The organism is Sanguibacter sp. Leaf3, from assembly GCF_001425965.1.
Lineage (GTDB): Bacteria > Actinomycetota > Actinomycetes > Actinomycetales > Cellulomonadaceae > Sanguibacter > Sanguibacter inulinus.
This window is the reverse complement of record NZ_LMRH01000001.1, coordinates 1,624,633-1,642,261: the sequence shown is the minus strand read 5'-3', so window position 1 is coordinate 1,642,261 and position 17,629 is coordinate 1,624,633. Positions and strand designations below refer to the sequence as shown.

General features: G+C 71.6%; 15 protein-coding genes. All 15 read right to left on the bottom strand.

Going from position 1 to position 17,629, the window contains the following annotated elements; translation table 11 throughout:
- Positions 1 to 17: 17 nt before the first annotated feature.
- Positions 18 to 479, bottom strand: a complete 462-nt coding sequence (locus ASG53_RS07100; RefSeq protein ID WP_056130226.1) for a TraR/DksA family transcriptional regulator — start codon at positions 477 to 479, stop codon at positions 18 to 20.
- 141 nt (positions 480 to 620) lie between these two features.
- Entirely contained in the window at positions 621 to 1,274 is a 654-nt protein-coding gene (locus tag ASG53_RS07095; protein ID WP_179913249.1) for a DivIVA domain-containing protein, read from the bottom strand.
- 158 nt (positions 1,275 to 1,432) lie between these two features.
- Complete coding sequence (locus ASG53_RS07090; RefSeq protein WP_056130220.1) at positions 1,433 to 1,720, bottom strand: YggT family protein; 288 nt, start codon at positions 1,718 to 1,720, stop codon at positions 1,433 to 1,435.
- A 3-nt stretch (positions 1,721 to 1,723) separates the two neighbouring features.
- Positions 1,724 to 2,215, bottom strand: a complete 492-nt coding sequence (locus ASG53_RS07085) for a cell division protein SepF (protein WP_042439101.1) — start codon at positions 2,213 to 2,215, stop codon at positions 1,724 to 1,726.
- A gap of 126 nt (positions 2,216 to 2,341) precedes the next feature.
- Positions 2,342 to 3,130: a peptidoglycan editing factor PgeF gene (gene pgeF / locus ASG53_RS07080; RefSeq protein WP_056130217.1), complete on the bottom strand. Its 789-nt coding sequence runs from the start codon at positions 3,128 to 3,130 to the stop codon at positions 2,342 to 2,344.
- A 13-nt stretch (positions 3,131 to 3,143) separates the two neighbouring features.
- Positions 3,144 to 4,475: a cell division protein FtsZ gene (ftsZ, locus tag ASG53_RS07075; RefSeq protein ID WP_056130213.1), complete on the bottom strand. Its 1,332-nt coding sequence runs from the start codon at positions 4,473 to 4,475 to the stop codon at positions 3,144 to 3,146.
- A gap of 231 nt (positions 4,476 to 4,706) precedes the next feature.
- Positions 4,707 to 5,558: a cell division protein FtsQ/DivIB gene (locus tag ASG53_RS07070; protein ID WP_056130212.1), complete on the bottom strand. Its 852-nt coding sequence runs from the start codon at positions 5,556 to 5,558 to the stop codon at positions 4,707 to 4,709.
- Between the two features lie 554 nt (positions 5,559 to 6,112).
- Positions 6,113 to 7,621, bottom strand: a complete 1,509-nt coding sequence (gene murC / locus ASG53_RS07060) for a UDP-N-acetylmuramate--L-alanine ligase (protein WP_056130205.1) — start codon at positions 7,619 to 7,621, stop codon at positions 6,113 to 6,115.
- A complete protein-coding gene (gene murG, locus ASG53_RS07055) occupies positions 7,618 to 8,748 on the bottom strand; it encodes an undecaprenyldiphospho-muramoylpentapeptide beta-N-acetylglucosaminyltransferase (protein WP_056130201.1) in 1,131 nt (376 codons plus the stop codon). Before murG ends, murC begins: the two co-directional genes overlap by 4 nt.
- Before the next feature lie 7 nt (positions 8,749 to 8,755).
- Positions 8,756 to 10,045, bottom strand: coding sequence for a putative lipid II flippase FtsW (gene ftsW / locus ASG53_RS07050; RefSeq protein ID WP_082543842.1), 1,290 nt, complete (start codon positions 10,043 to 10,045; stop codon positions 8,756 to 8,758).
- Positions 10,042 to 11,496, bottom strand: coding sequence for a UDP-N-acetylmuramoyl-L-alanine--D-glutamate ligase (murD, locus tag ASG53_RS07045; protein WP_056130198.1), 1,455 nt, complete (start codon positions 11,494 to 11,496; stop codon positions 10,042 to 10,044). Before murD ends, ftsW begins: the two co-directional genes overlap by 4 nt.
- A complete protein-coding gene (gene mraY / locus ASG53_RS07040; RefSeq protein WP_056130196.1) occupies positions 11,484 to 12,575 on the bottom strand; it encodes a phospho-N-acetylmuramoyl-pentapeptide-transferase in 1,092 nt (363 codons plus the stop codon). Before mraY ends, murD begins: the two co-directional genes overlap by 13 nt.
- The gene (locus ASG53_RS07035) at positions 12,572 to 13,966 is read right to left on the bottom strand and encodes a UDP-N-acetylmuramoyl-tripeptide--D-alanyl-D-alanine ligase (RefSeq protein ID WP_056130193.1); all 1,395 of its coding nucleotides are present in this window, start codon (positions 13,964 to 13,966) and stop codon (positions 12,572 to 12,574) included. Before ASG53_RS07035 ends, mraY begins: the two co-directional genes overlap by 4 nt.
- Positions 13,963 to 15,585, bottom strand: a complete 1,623-nt coding sequence (locus tag ASG53_RS07030) for a UDP-N-acetylmuramoyl-L-alanyl-D-glutamate--2,6-diaminopimelate ligase (RefSeq protein WP_056130191.1) — start codon at positions 15,583 to 15,585, stop codon at positions 13,963 to 13,965. The genes ASG53_RS07035 and ASG53_RS07030 overlap by 4 nt, the downstream gene beginning before the upstream one ends.
- Positions 15,586 to 15,647: 62 nt before the next feature.
- Positions 15,648 to 17,567: a peptidoglycan D,D-transpeptidase FtsI family protein gene (locus ASG53_RS07025; RefSeq protein WP_156382688.1), complete on the bottom strand. Its 1,920-nt coding sequence runs from the start codon at positions 17,565 to 17,567 to the stop codon at positions 15,648 to 15,650.
- Positions 17,568 to 17,629 lie beyond the last annotated feature (62 nt).

The window sequence follows — 17,629 nt, the reverse complement described above, 5'->3', positions numbered from 1 at the left end:
GCGAAGAGCCGTCCCGCTCAACGGCGCTCTTCGCGCTGCTTGCAGGTGACGCAGAGGGTGGCACGGGGGAAGGCCTGCAGACGAGCCTTGCCGATCGCCTCGCCGCACGACTCGCAGGCACCGTAGGTCCCCGCGCCGATACGGGCGAGCGCACGGGCGTTCTGCGCGAGCAGGTCGCGGGTGTTGTTGACGAGGGTGAGCTCCTGCTCACGCTCGAGGGCCGACGAGCCAGAGTCGGCCTGGTCGTCCCCGGCACCGTCACCGGAGTTGCGCAGCAGCTCGGAGAGCTCCTGGTCCGCTGCCGTGAGCTCGGCGCTCAGGCGCACGTTCTCGGCGATGAGGTCGTCAGCGAGCGTCTCGACCTCGGCGCCGGTCCAGGGCTCCTCACCCTCACGGACAGGGAAGGACTTGACGTCCTCGGAGAGGGTCGGGAACTGGTCCTTGGCGGGGGCGTTGCTGATTGCGTCTCGGATCGACATCACGGCCTCTTTCGTAGAAGTGAGCCGAGGTTAATCGGCACAGCCGGTGCACGCAATCCACCACGCCGCATTGCGCGGAGAGGTGAATCGCGGGCACCGGCTGGGGGCCGTGCGGTCGTGCAGGCGCGGAGCGCAGGGGCGTCAGATGCCCTGCTTGTCCTGACCAGAGGGGCCGCCGCTCGGGAGCGCGCTGCCACGGTTGTCGAGGTCGCCGAGCAGGTTCTGCAAGTAACTCTTGAGACGGGTGCGGTAGTCGCGCTCGAAGATCCGCAGCTCGTCGATCTTGCGCTCGAGGAGCGAACGCTCCTGCTCGAGCTGGGACAGCGTGCGAGAGGAGGTCTCCTCGGCCTCGCGGACGATGCGGTTGCCCTCGCTCTTCGCCTCGGCGATGAGTCGGTCACCCTCCTCCTGGCCGGCACGGACGTGGTCGTCGTGCAGCTTCTGGGCCATCTGGATGATCCCGGTGGCCATCTCGGGCTCGCGGGGCGCCAGGGCCGGGGCGGCGACAGGGGCGGGCTCGGCCGCCGGTGCCGGCTTGGGCTCCTCGGGAACCTTCTCGACCGAGACCGGGCGAGGCTCGGAGGCCTGCTGCGCGTTCGCGCGGCTGAGCTCCGCGACGCGCCGCTCGGACGCCTCGAGCTTGGCCTTGAGGTCGTCGTTCTCTGCGTACAGCTCGCGGAGCGTCGTGAGGACCTCGTCGAGGAAGTCGTCGACCTCGACGACGTCGTACCCCTCTCGGAACTTCGTCGCCGGGAACTTCTTCGTCAGGACGTCATCTGCAGTGAGCAGTGCCACCATCGTCATCACCTCTAGTACTCGCGCTGGTCTTTTCGGTCAATCCACCGACCGCCACAGGTCACGCTAGCGGACGATTGCTCGTGCGCGCGCCCTGCGACCCTCTCCGGTGGGGTGGAGCAGTTACGAAGTCGTCGTCCTCCTCGGGGCAGATCCCCTCATCTCGCCCCCAGGACGAGCAAGAGCTGCAAGAGGAAGGAGACCCCGAAGAAGAGGATCAGCATGCCGACGTCGAGCCGGATCTGGCCGATCGTGAGCGGCGGGATGTACCGTCGCAAGAAGCGCAGGGGCGGGTCGGTGAGGCTGAACACCACCTCCGCCAGGACCAGCACGACCCCTCGGGGGCGCCAGTCACGGGAGAACACCTGCACCCACGAGAAGATGACCCGTCCGAAGAGGGTCAGCAGGTACAGGAAGCACACGAGCGCCAGCAGGTTGAAGATCACGTGCTAGCTCTGGTTGTAGAAGGCTGGGCCGGAGGTCTTCTCCTGCGCCTGCTCCTGGCCAGCCGACACCTCGACGTGCTCGGGCGAGAGCAGGAAGACCTTGCTGGTCACCCGCTCGATCGCGCCGCGCAGCCCGAAGATCAGACCTGCCGAGAAGTCCACGAGGCGCTTGGCGTCCGCGTCGTCCATGTCGGAGAGGTTGATGATCACCGGGGTGCCGGAGCGGAAGGCCTCGCCGATCACGCGCGCGTCGTTGTAGGAGCGGGGGTGCACGGTCGTGATGCGACGGAGCTCGGACGAGGCGACGGCCTGCACGTGGCTCTCCCGTCGTGCGACGGAACGGTTGATCGGGGTCACCTGGGCCTCGTACTCCTCAGCCACGTCCGCACCTACCTCGTCGTAGTCGTCGTACTCGTCGTAGTGCTCCTGCTCGACCTCGCCTCGATCGTCTGCGAGGCCTAGGTACAGCATCGTCTTGCGCAGCGCTCCAGCCATCGCCATCTCTCCGTTCCGCGTCAGTCCGATCAGCCCTTCTCCGGGACTCCCGGATGCTGACGGTGGAATCACGCTATCCCAGCGCTCGGGAGCCGCGTCCGCGACACGCCCGACGACAGACCACATTCAGGTCTGTGACCTGCGGGCTCCGACGACACCTGCGAAGCGGCCTGTCACCAGGCCGTCTGCGCTCGCCCGGCGGTGCGAGAAGAACGCGTCGTCCGTGCGGGTGCAACGTTCCACGTGCACCACCTGCGTGACACCGGCGTCGGCGAGCTGGGCCAGGACCCCGCGCGGCAGGTCGAGCCCCGGGGTGCCCCAGCTCGTGGTCGCCCCCGTGGCGGGCACCGCCGCCGCGACGCGCTCCCGCAGGTCGGCAGGCACCTCGTAGCAGCGGCCGCACACCGACGGACCGACCGCCGCACAGATCGAGGCGATGTCGGCCCCGGTGGCGACCATCGCCCGGACAGCCTCACCGACCACACCGAGCTCGACCCCCGGCCGGCCCGCGTGGACCGCCGCCACGACGCCCGACGAGGGGTCTGCCAGCAGGACGGGCACACAGTCGGCGACGTAGACGCCGACAGGGGCGTCGACGGCCCTCGACACGAGGGCGTCGGCCTCGGTCGACGCTCCGAGGGCCGGAGCAGACGGGACGCCTGGGCTGCCGCTCCCTGGCAGGACGGCGACAGCCCGCCCGTGGACCTGCGAGACGAAGGTCACGCGGGCTCCCGCGGCCTGGTCGACCAGCTCCCTGTTGCGGCTCACGTGCGCAGGGTCGTCCCCCACAGACGTGCCGACGTTGAGGGACGCCCAGGGTGCTCTCGACACTCCCCCGGCCCGTGTGGTGAAGAACGCACGGATCCCGGGCCCGAGGTCGACCTCGAGCACCGGGATCTGTGGTGCGTGCTGCATGGGGTGCGGTGTGCTACTTGAGGAAGTCCGGCACGTCGAGGTCGTCGACGCGGCGACGCGGCGGCTCCTCCTCGAAGATCCGGGGGACCTCGAGCTGACCGGTGCGCTGCACGGCGTCAGGGTCGGTCGACATGTAGGCCGGGACCGGTCCCGTCGCCCCGGGCTCGGGCTGCCAGGCCGGGGCCGCAGCGGCGGGGCGCTGCTGCTGCGAGGGGTCCACGGGCGCAGCGTCCGAGGAGTCGAAGCCGGAGTCGAGCGGCACCACGGGGCGCGCGAGCGCGTGCACACCCGTCGTCGTGGGCACGGGCTCGGCAGCCGCGGGCGCAGCCTGCGACGGAGCGTGCTGCTGGGCAGCAGGCTGGCCCTGGGCCTGACGCACGTCCTTGCGGGCGTGCGGCGAGCCGCCGTCGAAGCCTGCGGCGATCACCGTGACGCGGACCTCGTCACCGAGGGCGTCGTCGATGACCGTACCGAAGATGATGTTCGCCTCGGGGTGCGCGGCCTCGTGCACCAGTCGGGCGGCCTCGTTGATCTCGAAGAGGCCGAGGTCGGAACCACCCTGGATGCTCAGCAGCACGCCGTGCGCACCGTCGATGCTGGCCTCGAGGAGCGGCGAGGAGATCGCGAGCTCCGCAGCCTGGACCGCGCGGTCGTCGCCGCGTGCCGAGCCGATGCCCATGAGAGCGCTGCCCGCGCCCTGCATGACCGACTTCACGTCGGCGAAGTCGAGGTTGATCAGACCCGGTGTGGTGATGAGGTCGGTGATGCCCTGGACACCCGAGAGCAAGACCTGGTCGGCCGAGTGGAAGGCGTCGAGCGCCGACACGTTGCGGTCCGACATGGAGAGCAGGCGGTCGTTCGGGATGACGATGAGCGTGTCGACCTCGGCGCGGAGCGCGTCGATGCCGGACTCCGCCTGGGTCGCGCGGCGGCGTCCCTCGAAGGTGAACGGGCGCGTCACGACACCGACGGTCAGCGCGCCGAGCGAGCGGGCGATCCGGGCGACGACGGGTGCGCCACCCGTCCCGGTGCCACCACCCTCGCCCGCCGTCACGAACACCATGTCGGCGCCGCGCAGGACGTCCTCGATCTCTTCTTCGTGGTCTTCGGCAGCCTTCTTGCCGACCTCGGGGTCGGCTCCGGCGCCGAGCCCACGGGTGAGCTCGCGGCCGACGTCGAGCTTGACGTCCGCGTCGGACATCAGCAGCGCCTGTGCGTCGGTGTTGATGGCGATGAACTCGACACCCTTGAGCCCGACCTCGATCATCCGGTTCACGGCGTTCACTCCGCCGCCGCCGATGCCGACCACCTTGATCACTGCTAGGTAGTTTTGCGGAGTTGTCACGTCCGTGCCTCTCGATCTGTGAACCCTAAACCTTCACCCTCAAGTAGAGGGTTATAGTTATGTCAGGTTGTGCTAGGCGTGACGCTATGCGGGCGGCACGCTCGGAATCAACGACCCACCCCGCGTGTCGGGCAGATACTTTCTCTCTTCGGCCGCGGCGACCCGTTCATGAGCAGCCGCGGTCCTGTCCTGCGCTGTCCTGGCACGGCTCGCCTCGCGTGCGGACCCACCTCACCGGGTGATCGGGAAGGTCGGTGCCGACACGTCGAACACCTGGGACCCCGCGCTCACCTCGTTGCCGCGCAGCGTCGCGAGCACCTGCACCTTGAGCGCCGAGTCCGACGACGCACCCCACTCCACGACCACGCCGCTGCGCAGCGTGAGCGTCACGGCGTCCTGGGTCTGGGCGGCGATCGAGCCGACCTCGGCCGAGAGCTCGGGCGGCAAGGACTCGAGGACGGCCAGCGCGGCGTCGAGGGTGCGCGTGTCGTCACCCGTGAGCGGGATGGTGATGACGGGCAGCTCGGCAGGCGCCTCGGGCACCGTCGAGACCGTCACCGCGTCACGGTCCAGCAGCGCGAACCCGCCCTCGACGGGCACCGACGCGACAGGCTCACGAGCCACCACCCGGACCGACAGGCCGCTCGGCCACTGGCGCACGACGGATACGTCACGGATGTTCTGGACGCCCATGACCTCGTCGTGCACGTCGGAGGTGCTCAGCAGCGCGAGCGAGGTGCCCTCGTGCTGGGCGACCACGGCCACGACAGCCGCCATGTCCACTGTCGTGCCGCTCCCCTCGACCACGAGATGGTCCGGGTCGAAGGCGAACAACGACGACGCGAAGAGGACCCAGGACCCACCGAGGAGCAGCGCGACACCGACGGTCCACGCGGCGACCTTGCGGACGAGCCTGTGCCGTCGCATCGACTTCTGCTCGGCGAGGCGCTCGGCCATCCCGGTCGAGAGGACGGCGACCTTGGGGGCGCCGACGACCGGTGAGGGGCGGGAGACCGGTGCGGCGATCTGAGAGCCGGTCTCCGGGCGTGCGCCCCGGGAACCTGCCCGGCGGCCCGTGGGCACCAGGGTGCGTCCGGTCGACGGTCCTCCGCCGGTCGAGGGCGGAGGGGGTACAGGGCCCGGGCGCGTCGTCGAGCCGTCTGTCGACGGTCGCGGGCGGGGAGTCGACGAGACCGAACGGCCTGTGGGCTGCGGTGCGGGCTGGCGCGACGTACCCGCACCTGACGCCGGTGCCGAGGTCCGAGGGGTCCGGCCTGTCGCCGGTCGAGCAGACGACGGTCGACCAGAGGTCGGCTGACCTGATGCCGCCCGCACCGACCCTGTCCGGGCCTGGGTCTGGGAGCCTGTGCCGGAGGCACCGGGAGCCGCGGGGCGCCGTCGCGGAGCGCGCCCCTGCGCCGGGCCGTCGTGACTCTGCCCGCGCTGCTGGGACTGCGCCTCGGGTCCGCCAGCCTTCGGGGGACGCTTCTCGCTCCCCTGCGCCGCGCGGCCGGAGGTCGGGCGGCTGGTCACGGGGCGGCCCTGTGCTCCCCGGTCTCCCACGCTGCCGGCCGGTGCGCCGCGGTCGGGCTCCTCACCGGCTGCCCGGGGACGCGGACGCGGTGCCGACGGTGGTCTCACACCGCTCCCTCGGCCGGGCGCGCGCCCTGCGCGGGGCCCTCCGCCGGGAGCGAGCCCTGCTCGACCCGGGTCCGCAGCACGTCGAGCACCACGGCACCCATCTCCGTGACGTCACCGGCACCGACCGTCAGCACGAGGTCCCCCGGCTGCGCCCGTCCGGCGAGCGTCGCGGCGCCCTCGGTGCGGTCGGCGACGACAGAACCGGTCCCGGTCATCCGCTCGACGAGCAGCCCGGGCCCGACGGCGGGGTCAGGGTCTTCCCGGGCGGCATAGATGTCGCAGACGACCACGTCGTCGGCGAGGTCGAGGGCCTCGGCGAACTCCTGGGCGAAGATCCGTGTCCGGGAGAACAGGTGCGGCTGGAACAGCACGCGCAGCCGTCCGTCCCCCACGAGGGCGCGAGCAGCGCGGAGCAGCGCGGCGACCTCTGTCGGGTGGTGCGCGTAGTCGTCTACCACGTGGACGCCGCCGACGGTGCCACGGGACTCGTAGCGGCGGCCTGTGCCACGGAAGGCCCACAGCCCGGCAGCAGCTGCCGCCGGGTCGACACCCAGGCGGACCGCGACGAGCAGCGCCGCCGTGGCGTTGAGCGCGTTGTGAAGACCCGGCGCGCGGAGGCGGACCGTGAGCGAGGCAGCCCCGGTCGCGGCGGCGGCGTCGGCCGCCCTCCCGGCGAGCGTCACCTCGAAGGAGCTCGTCCCGTCGTCTTCGACCCTGTACCCGGAGACGAGGGCGTCCGAGCCTGCAGAGGTCCCGTACGTGACGACGGCTCCGCCTGCGGCGCCGTGGCGTCGCGCGAGCTCGGCAGCGCCGGCGTCGTCGGCGCAGGCCACGAGGACACCACCGGGCACGACGTGCGCGGCGAACTCGACGAAGGCCTGCTCGAAGGCCTCGCGCGTCCCGTAGTGGTCGAGGTGGTCGGGCTCGACGTTGGTCACCACGGCGACCGTGGGCCTGTAGGCCAAGAAGGAGCCGTCGGACTCGTCGGCCTCGGCGACGAGGACGTCCCCGGAACCCGAGTGCCCACCCGGGACAGCGCCGGTCTCGGTCAGCACCGAGCCGCCGATCGCGAAGGAGGGGTCGAGACCAGCCTCCCGCAGGACGACGGCGGTCATCGCGGAGGTGGTCGTCTTGCCGTGCGCCCCTGCGACCGCGACGGCGCGGGACCCTGACATGAGGATCGCGAGGGCCTGCGACCTGTGCAGCACCCTCAGGCCTGCAGCGTGTGCAGCGACCAGCTCGGGGTTCTCGGGGCGGACCGCGCTCGAGAGCACCAGGGTCTGCGCCCCTGCGACGTGCGCTGCGTCGTGGCCGACCCACACCTGGATGCCTGAGGCCACGAGGGCGTCGGTGACAGCGCTGCGGCGGGCGTCGGTCCCCTGCACGCGCGCGCCGCGGGCGGCGAGGAGCTGCGCGACGACCGACATGCCGGCCCCGCCGATCCCGACGAGGTGCACTGTCCCGAGGTCGGCGACGGTCAGACCCTCTGTGCTCGACGTACTCATCGTCCACCCTCCTCGGCAGCGCGCTCGACGAGGGCGACGACGGCCGCCGCGGCATCCGGGACGCCCACACCGGCCGCGGCTGCGGCCATCCGCGACAGGGCGGCGGGATCGGCCACGAGCGGCAGCACCTCGGCGCGGACCCACGGCGCCGTGAGGTCGGCGTCGGCGACCAGCAGCCCTCCTCCGGCCTCGACGACGGCGGCTGCGTTGAGCCGCTGCTCCCCGTTGCCGACGGGGAGCGGGACATAGACGGCCGGCAGACCGAGCGCGGCGAGCTCGCAGACGGTCCCGGCGCCCGAGCGGCAGACCACGAGGTCCGCGACGGCATAGGCCAGGTGCATCTCGTCGAGGTACTCCCGGACCAGGTAGCGGGGCACCCCGTCGACGGCGAGGCCGGCGACCGCCGCCTCGACGGGCTCGGACTTGCCTCGCCCCGTCAGGTGGAGCACCTGGACACCGGCCGACGTGATCTCGGCCGCGAGGGCAGAGATGGTCTCGTTGAGGCGCTGCGCGCCGAGGGACCCGCCCGTGACCACCAGGACCGGCATGCTCGGGTCGAGGCCGAGTCGCTCGGCCGCGGAGCGGCGCGAGGCTGCGGCGTCGGCCGCCCGCTCCTCGACCAGGGCGGCGATCTCGCGGCGCAGCGGCAGCCCGGTGACGACGGCGCCCTGGAGCGCAGTCGAGGGGAAGGTCACAGCCACCGCGCGTGCCCAGCGAGCACCGAGGCGGTTCGCGAGGCCGGGACGGGCGTTCTGCTCGTGGATCACCACGGGCACGCCACGACGCCGAGCAGCCAGGTAGGCCGGGGTCGAGACGTAGCCCCCGAAGCCGACGACCACCTGCGCGCCGCTCGAGTCGATCGCGTCGCCAGCAGCCTTGACGGCCGCGCGCAGACGTCCGGGCAGCCGGAACCATGCCGCGCTCGGGCGGCGGGGCAGCGGGACCTTCGGGACGACCGCGAGCGGGTAGCCGCGGCTCGGGACCAGCTCGGCCTCGAGGCCCTCACGGGTGCCGAGCACGGTGATGGAGACCCCGGGGCTCGTGCGCGCGACCTCGTCGGCCACGGCGAGCAACGGGTTGACATGGCCGGCGGTTCCGCCGCCGGCCAGCAGGACAGACTTCAGCACGTGCTTCTCACTTGTCGTCAGAGGTGGTCGGTCGTCCGCCGCGGCGCCAGGTGGCTCCGCCCACGACGGCGATCGAGCGGCGGACGACGCTCGACCTGGCGGCGAGAGCCTCACGGGCACCGGGCTCGTCGCGCGCGAAGGAGATGACGATGCCGAGGGCCAGCATCGTGGCGATCAGGGCCGAACCACCGGCCGAGACCAGCGGCAGCGGGACCCCGATCACCGGGACGAGCCCGATGACCACGCCGATGTTGATGAGGGCCTGGCCGATGATCCAGCAGCCGATGGCAGCGGTGGTGATCTTGACCATCGGTTCGGGGTGGCGACGGATGATGCGCACCATCGCGATCCCGAGGATCGCGAAGAGCAGCAGCACCAGCAGGGTCCCGAGCAGACCGAGCTCTTCGCCGATCACCGCGAAGATGAAGTCGTTGTGCGCCTCAGGCAGGTACGACCACTTCTCGCGGCTCGCGCCGAGGCCGACCCCGGCGAAGCCGCCCGAGCCGAGCGCCTCGAGGCCGCGCTGGGTCTGGTAGCCGATGCCCGAGGGGTCGGCCGTCTCCCCGCCGAAGATCGCGAAGATGCGCCCCGCGCGGTTGCTCGTGCTCGCCGCGATCGCGACCAGGCCAGCCGTGGCGACGGCGAGGACTGTGAAGATCCGCATCGGCACGCCCGCGACGAACAGGGCTCCCGCGACGAGCAGGACGAAGATGAGGGCTGTCCCGAGGTCCTTGCCGACCATCACGAGACCGACGACGACACCCACGGCCGGTCCGGCCGGGATCGCCACGTGCTTCCAGTCGTGCAGCAGGTCCTGCTTGCGTGCCAGCACCACACCGAGCCACACGGCGAGGGCCACCTTGGAGAACTCTGAGGGCTGGATGGTCAGGCCCGGGCCGAGGCTGATCCAGTTGAGGTTTCCCTTGGTGCCGACCGCGAGCGGCGTGAAGATCAGCAGCTGGAGGAAGATCGCCACAGCCAGCGCCGGCCACGCGATCCGGCGGTAGCCGCCGGGACGGATCCGCGAGGCGACGATCATCAGCGGCAGGCCCATGAGCGCGAACTGCGCCTGGTTGAGGAACACCTTGTACGGGGAGTCCCCGGCCGCGAGCGAGTCGACGGACGAGCTCGAGAGCACCATGACCAGACCGAGCACGAGCAGCAGGGCGCTCGCGCCGACCATGAGGTAATAGCTCGTGACCGCGCTGTCCCAGTGGGAGGCCCACGAGTCTCGCAGGGTCTGACGAGGGACCGCCGAGGCGGTCTGGCCCTTGCGCTCGATGCTCGGGCTGGTCATCGCCCGTCTCCGACCCGCCCGAGGAGGAGCCGGGTCTGCTCGGCGAAGGCGTCGCCGCGCGCGGCGTAGGACGCGAACTGGTCCATCGAGGCGCAGGCAGGGGCGAGCAGCACCGTGTCACCCGGCCGGGCCAGTCCGTGAGCGGTCTCTACCGCGCGCTGCATCACCGTCCCAGTGTCACCAGGATCGACCTCGACCACGGGGACGTCGCCCGCGTGTCGACCGAGCGCGTCGAGGAGGGCGCTCCTGTCGGCGCCGATGAGCACGACAGCACGGAGCCTGTCGGCACGTGTGCGGACGAGCTCGTCGAAGGTCGCCCCCTTGGCCAGACCACCGGCGACCCACACGACGGTCCCGGGCGCGAAGCCGCCGAGGGAGGCCGAGGCGGCGTGGGCGTTGGTGGCCTTGGAGTCGTCCACGAAGGCCACGGTCCCGGCGCCGCCCGCGGCGGGGACCTGCGCGACCGTCGCGATGCGGTGCGCGCCCGGCCTGAAGCCTCGCAGCCCCTCCCGGACCGAGCCCGCGTCGACACCGTAGGCGCGTGCCAGCGCCGCGGCGGCGAGGGCGTCGAAGACGACGTGGGAGGGCACAGCCCCGTCGGGACCGGCCAGGTGCGCGAGGTCGTCGAGCGACCCGAGCTCGGCGGCGCTGTCGTGGCGACGCGGGTCGTCCGCGGGGACGTGGAAGGCCCTGTCGCACAGCACGCCCTCGACGAGACCGACCCCGGAGCGCCCCGGGGCGCCGACGGTCACACCGACGGCGCGCGCTCCCTCGACGACGTCGGCGTCGCGCACGAGCTGCTCGGTGAGGGGGTCCTCGACGTTGTAGACGCAGGCGACCTGGGCCTGGTGGTAGACCTTGCCCTTCGCCGCGGCATACTCCTCGAAGGTCCCGTGCCAGTCCAGGTGGTCGGGTGCGACGTTGAGCACCGCGCCGGCCAGCGGCGACATGGACGTGGTGAAGTGGAGCTGGAAGCTCGAGAGCTCGATCGCGAGGACCTCGAGCGACGGGTCGACCACGGCCTCGACGAGCGGGCGTCCGACGTTGCCGACGGCTGCCGCCGCGCGGCCGTCGGCCTCGAGGATCGAGAGCAGCATCTCGACGGTGGTCGTCTTGCCGTTGGTGCCGGTGAGGGCGAGCCACGGCGCGGGCTCGCCGGTCGCCGCGGACGGCACGCGCAGGCGCCAGGCCAGCTCGACCTCGCTCCAGACCGGGACACCCGCCGCAGCGGCGTCGACGAAGACCTGCGAGGTCGGGCGCCACCCGGGCGACGCGACGACGACGTCGAAGGTCGCGACCTCCTCGGCACCGATGGATGCGAGGTCGGCCTCGGGGTCCCCTGCGTCGAGCGTGACCACCCGCGCGGCGCGCGTGCGCAGCACCGAGGCCACGGCCCGGCCGGTGACGCCGTGCCCGGCGACGAGGACCGCGAGCTCGGTCAGCGGACCCAACCCACGACCCACTCTGCGTAGAAGATCCCGAGGCCGAGGGCGGTGAAGAGCGCGGCGATGATCCAGAACCTGATGACGATCGTCACCTCACCCCACCCCGACAGCTCGAAGTGGTGATGGAGCGGAGCCATCTTGAAGACCCGCTTCCCGGTCATCTTGAAGAACCCGATCTGGATCACGTCCGAGAGGACGACGAGCACGAAGAGGCCACCCATGATGATCGCGAGCAGCTCGGTGCGCGAGAGGATCGACAGACCGGCGAGCGCACCACCGAGGGCGAGTGAGCCCGTGTCGCCCATGAAGATCTGGGCTGGCGACGCGTTCCACCAGAGGAAGCCGAAGCACGCACCCATGATCGCGGCCGCGACGATCGCGAGGTCGAGGGGGTCACGGACCTCGTAGCAGCGTGGGCCGACCGAGCCCGCGAACTGGCAGTTCTGGTTGAGCTGCCAGATCGAGACGATGACGTAGCCGCCGAAGACGATGAGCGAGACGCCCGTCGCGAGGCCGTCGAGACCGTCGGTGAGGTTCACGGCGTTGGACCACGCGGTGATGATGAGGTTGGCCCAGAGCACGAAGAGGATGAGGCCGAGGGTCACCCCCGCGAAGGCGAGGTCGATGTTCGTGTCACGGATGAACGACACGCTCGTGGACGCCGGGGTCCGCAGGTTCGCGTTGGGGAACTGCAGGGCCAGCACGGCGAAGGTGATCCCGACGATCCCCTGACCGACGATCTTCCACCGCGCGGACAGACCGAGGCTGCGCTGACGGGAGATCTTGATGTAGTCGTCGAGGAAGCCGACGAGCCCAAGGCCCGTCATGAGGAAGATCACCAGGACCGAGGAGACCGAGGGCAGACGTCCTGAGACGATCGACGCCGCGGCCCAGCCGGCGAGCGTCGCGCCGATGATCACGACACCGCCCATGGTGGGCGTCCCGCGCTTGGTGAAGTGGGCTGTGGGCCCGTCCTGACGGATGAACTGGCCGTAGTTGCGCTTGACGAGCAGCTTGATGAACAGTGGGGTCCCGAGCAGCGCGACGAGCAGCGAGACGGAGACGGAGGCGAGGACGGCGATCATGCTGTCACCGCCGTGAGGGAGTCACCCAGGCGCCACAGACCAGAGCCGTTGGACGACTTCACGAGGACCACGTCACCGGAGCGGAGCTCGTCGGCAAGGAAGCGCTCGGCGGCGGCGACGTCCTCGACCTCGACGACCTCCTTGCCCCACGAGCCTTCCTGGGTCGCTCCGTCGGCGAGGCCCGAGGCGCCGGCTCCGACGACCACGAGCAGCTTGATGTTGAGGCGGACGACGAGGCGCCCGATCTCGTCGTGCTGGTCACGCGAGTCAGGTCCGAGCTCGAGCATCTCGCCGAGCACGGCGACCGAACGACGGTCGCGCCCGGCCACGACGGCGAGGGCCTTGAGAGCCGCGCGCATCGAGTCCGGGTTCGCGTTGTAGGAGTCGTCGATGATCGTCACGCCGTCGGCGCGGTCGGTCACGGCCATCCGGTGCGGGCTCGCCGGGTCGGACGAGCCGACCAGCGCGGCGGCCTCGGTGAGGTCGACCCCGAGCTCGACGGCCGCGGCGAGGGTCGCGAGGGCGTTGGTGAGGTGGTGCTCGCCGACCAGGCGCAGGGAGAGATGCTCGGTCCGCTCCCCCGCGGCGACTGTGCACGAGACACGGCCGAGCCTGTCGATGGTCACGTCGGTCGCGCGCAGGTCGGCGTCGCGGACGGTGCCGAAGGTGACGACCCGCCCTGGGGCGAGGTCGCGCATGGCGACCACGCGCAGGTCGTCGGCGTTGAGCACGGCGACGCCTCCGGGGGCGAGCCCGGTGACGATCTCGGACTTCGCCCTCGCGACGCCCTCGATCCCGCCGAAGCCGCCGAGGTGCGCCGAGCCGACCGCGAGCACGATCGAGACGTCGGGCGGTGCGATGCCGGTGAGGTAGGTGAGGTCCCCGGGGGCGGAGGCGCCCATCTCGAGGACCAGGTAGCGGGTCTGCGCGTCGGCCTGGAGGACCGTCAGCGGCAGGCCGATCTCGTTGTTGAACGAGGCGCGGGGCATGACCGTCGGCCCGCTCGCCGACAGGACGTGCCCGAGGAGGTCTTTGGTGGTCGTCTTGCCGACCGAGCCTGTCACGGCGACGACCTGGAGCGCCCCGTCCGCCCGCAGGCGACGCAGGTGCTCCGCAGCCAGCAGACCGAGTGCCCGTGGCACGTCGTCGACGACGACGGACGGCACGCCGTCGAGCTCACGGCTGGCGAGGACCAGCGCGGCACCGTCGGCGACCGCCCCGGCGGCGTGGTCGTGCCCGTCGGAGGTGTCTCCGGCGAGAGCGACGAAGAGCGCACCTGCGGACACCGTGCGCGAGTCGATGACGGTAGGGCCGTCGACCCGCGTCGTGGGCGGGGCGGCGAGCCTCCCTCCCGTGAGGTCCGCGACCTCTGCGGCAGTCAGATCGATCACTCGCTGTGCTCCTTCGTCGTTCGCTGCGCGCGGTCGGCGACCGCTGCGCGTGCTTCCACCCTGTCGTCGAGCGGGTGGTCCACCCCGTCGATCTCCTGCCACACCTCGTGGCCTCGCCCGGCGACCAGGACCGTGTCCTCGTCGTCAGCAGCCAGGACTGCGGCACGGATCGCGAGGGCGCGCGGGGCCGCCTCGAGGACGTCGACGTCGCGGCCCGGGAGGGCAGCGGCGGCGGCCTCGCGGGCACCGTCGAGCACCTGCGTCCGGATCCCGGCGGGCTCTTCGGCGTGAGGATCGTCGTCGGTCACGACGACCACGTCAGCACCCTCGACCGCGATCCGTCCCATGACGGGACGCTTGGTCGTGTCCCGCTCCCCCGTGGCTCCGAACACGACCACCAGACGGCCGGCCGTCGTGGGCCGGAGCGCCTCGAGGGCGAGCGCGAGAGCATCAGGGTTGTGGGCGAAGTCGACGACCACACGGGGGCGGTCGGCAACCTGCTCCATCCTGCCAGGGACGGCCGGGGACATCCCCCCGGCGGCCTCCAGGGCGGCTGTGACAGTGCCCACGTCGACGCCGGACTCGACCACCATGACGAGGGCGAGAGCGGCGTTGGCGATGTTGAAGGACCCGGGCAGCGTCGTGCGCACGCGCATGCTGCGTCCGTCGCTGTGGGCGACGGTGAAGGTCGTACCCGCAGGGCCCTCCTGGACGTCCCGGACCGACCAGTCCCCCACGGGGGTCCCGCGCCGTCCGACGCTCAGGGTCACCACGGGGATGTCTGCGGTGGCAGCCAGCCGCTGGCCCCACTCGTCGTCGACCACCACGACACCACGACGCGCGCGCTCGGCCGTGAAGAGCTCGGCCTTCGCCGCGAAGTACCTGTCGAGGTCGCCGTGGAAGTCGAGGTGGTCCTGGCTGAGGTTGGTGAAGCCGACGACGTCGAAGTGCAGGCCGTCGACCCGGCGCTGGCTGATCGAGTGCGAGGAGACCTCCATCGCGAGGACGTCGACCCCGTCTTCGCGCATGGTCGCGAGCACAGCCTGCAGGCTCGCGGCGTCGGGTGTGGTCAGGCGGCTGGGGAGCACCCGAGAACCGGAGCGGGTCTCGACGGTCCCGACCAGCCCGACGGTGCGCCCGAGCGCCGTCAGGAGGTGGTCGAGCAGGTAGGTCGTGGTGGTCTTCCCGTTCGTCCCGGTCACGCCGAAGCTCGTGAGCGCCGTGGAGGGGTGGTCGTAGAAGAAGGCCGCCGCCGCTCCCGCTGCCCGCTGCGGGTCGCTGCCCGCCGGGAGGAGGACGACAGGCACGGGGCGCTGGTGCGAGGGCTCCCCGACGGCGGTCTGCTCGGCGCGGAGGATGTCCAGGCCTGCTGCGTCGGTCAGCACCGCGACGGCACCGGCGTCGAGCGCCGCCTGCGCGTACCGGGCACCGTGCGACCGGGCTCCGGGGACCGCGACGAAGAGGTCGCCAGGCTGGGCCTCGACGCTGCCGAGGACCACGCCGGTGACGGGGAGGTCGCGGTCGGCCGGGTCGACCGAGCCCGAGACGGCGACGGCGAGGTCGCCGAGAGTTCGCGGCTGCACGGAGGCAGGCCGCAGCGATCCGGGGGCGGAAGTCATGGGGGCCAATCTATCGCGGGAACCTTCCGGGCACCGGGGCGGTCTGCCTCGGTGCCCACGGTTCACCAGGTGGTGGGGTAGAGCTCGGGCGTCGAGCCCGAGGGCACCACGCCGAGCTGCTGCAGCGCGAAGGACGTGACGTCGGAGAACACCGGGGCGGCGGACACCCCGCCGAACTTCGCGTACTCCGTGGCCGTCGGGTTCTCGATGAACACCCCGACGGCGAGGCGTGGGTCGTCGACGGGCGCGACGCCGACGAAGGAGGCGAGGTAGGCGTCGAGCTTTCCGTCGGCGCCGGGGATCTGGGCTGTCCCGGTCTTCCCGGCCACCCTGTAGCCGGCGATCTCTGCGTTCTCGCCCGTGCCCTCGAGGACAGCGGACTCCATCATCTTCAGCACGGTGCCGGCAGTCTCGGGCGAGACGGCCTGGACCGGGTCGGCCAGCGGGCTCGGCGTGTAGACGCCGTCGGCGCCCGTGGTCCCTGCCACCAGGTGCGGGGTGTTGCGGACCCCGCCGTTGGCCATGGTCGCGAAGACGTTGGTGGCCTGCAGGGCTGTCGCTGCCATGCCCTGCCCGAAGAGGACGGTGTACTGCGTCCTCCCGTCCCACGCGTCGGCGTCGGCGAGCAGCCCGCGCTCTTCGCCGGCGAGCTCGATGCCGGTCTTCTCTCCGAAGCCGAACTTGGTGAGGTAGTCGTGGCGGACCTGCTTCGGGATCTGCTCGCCCACCATCACGGTGCCGGTGTTCGACGACTCCGCGAGGATGCCCGTGAGGGTCCAGGGCTCGTCGCCGTGCTCGTGGGAGTCCTTGAAGGTCTGCCCGTTGGAGGTCGTGTAGTTGTACGGCACGGTGTACTGGCTGGTCGGCGTGGCGACCCCCGTCTCGAGGGCCGCAGCCATCGTGACGATCTTGGCCGTCGAGCCCGGGTCGAAGATCGTCGAGATCGCCTTGCTGCCACCGAAGCCCGTCGGCTTGTTGGGGTCCATCGCGCCCGAGTCTGCGAGGGCGTAGATCTCTCCGGTCTTGACGTCCATCACGACGACGAAGCCACCGCTCGCGCCCATCTTGGCGACCTGCGCGTCGATCGCGGCCTGGGCCTTCCACTGGAGGTCCATCCGCAGGGTCGTCCGCACGTCGGTCCCGGGGACAGCAGCCTTGGAGGACTGGACCCCTGTCGGGATCGCGTGCCCACCGAGCCCACGCTCGTAGGTCCGGCTGCCCGCGACGCCGGCGAGCTGCTCGTCGAGCGCGTACTCCAGGCCAGCCATGCCTGTGCCCTCGGCACCGACAAAACCGATGAGGTTGCCACCCGTCGTGCCCGCCGGGTAGGACCGGCGCGGAGCCTGCTCTGCGAACATGCCCGAGATGCCGAGCTCTTTGATGGCGTCCCAGGTCTCGGGAGCCATGTCACGCTCGAGCATCTTGTACTTGCTCGTGCCTGAGAGCTTGGCGGCGAGCTCGGCCTCGGGCTCTCCGAAGATCGGTGCGAGCAGCCGGGCAGCCTCGACGGGTCCGCCGACCCTCGCGCCGTCGACGGTGTGGGTCCAGTCGGCGATGAGGACCTGGTCGGCGAACACGTCGTAGCGCGTGACCGAGGTGGCGAGCACGTTGCCGTCGGCGTCCGTGATCTCACCACGGACGGCCGGGATGGTCGTCGTGTTCATGCGCCCCTCGAGGGCCTGCGCCGCAAGAGTCTCCCCCTGGTACGCCTGGACGTAGACGAGACGACCGGAGAAGAGCGCGAGCGTCGCGATCACGGCGATCGACAGCACCCGCACCCGCGTCAGCGGGTTGCCGACACGCGCCTGGCTGAGCCTGCGCTGCGTGACGGCGTCGAGCCTGCCGCCGACCCGAGGTCGGGCAGGGCTGCGGTCGGCGCCGATCCGAGCGCGGGCACCGCGTGGGGTGCGTGCGGGTGCTGCAGCACGAGCCGGGCGACCGGCGGACGCAGAGGTCCGGGCCGCAGGCGCAGCGGCGCGCACCGGGCGGCTCGCTCCTGCGCTGCGCGGAGCGCTGTCGGACGACCTCGCCGGGCGCGGCGTGC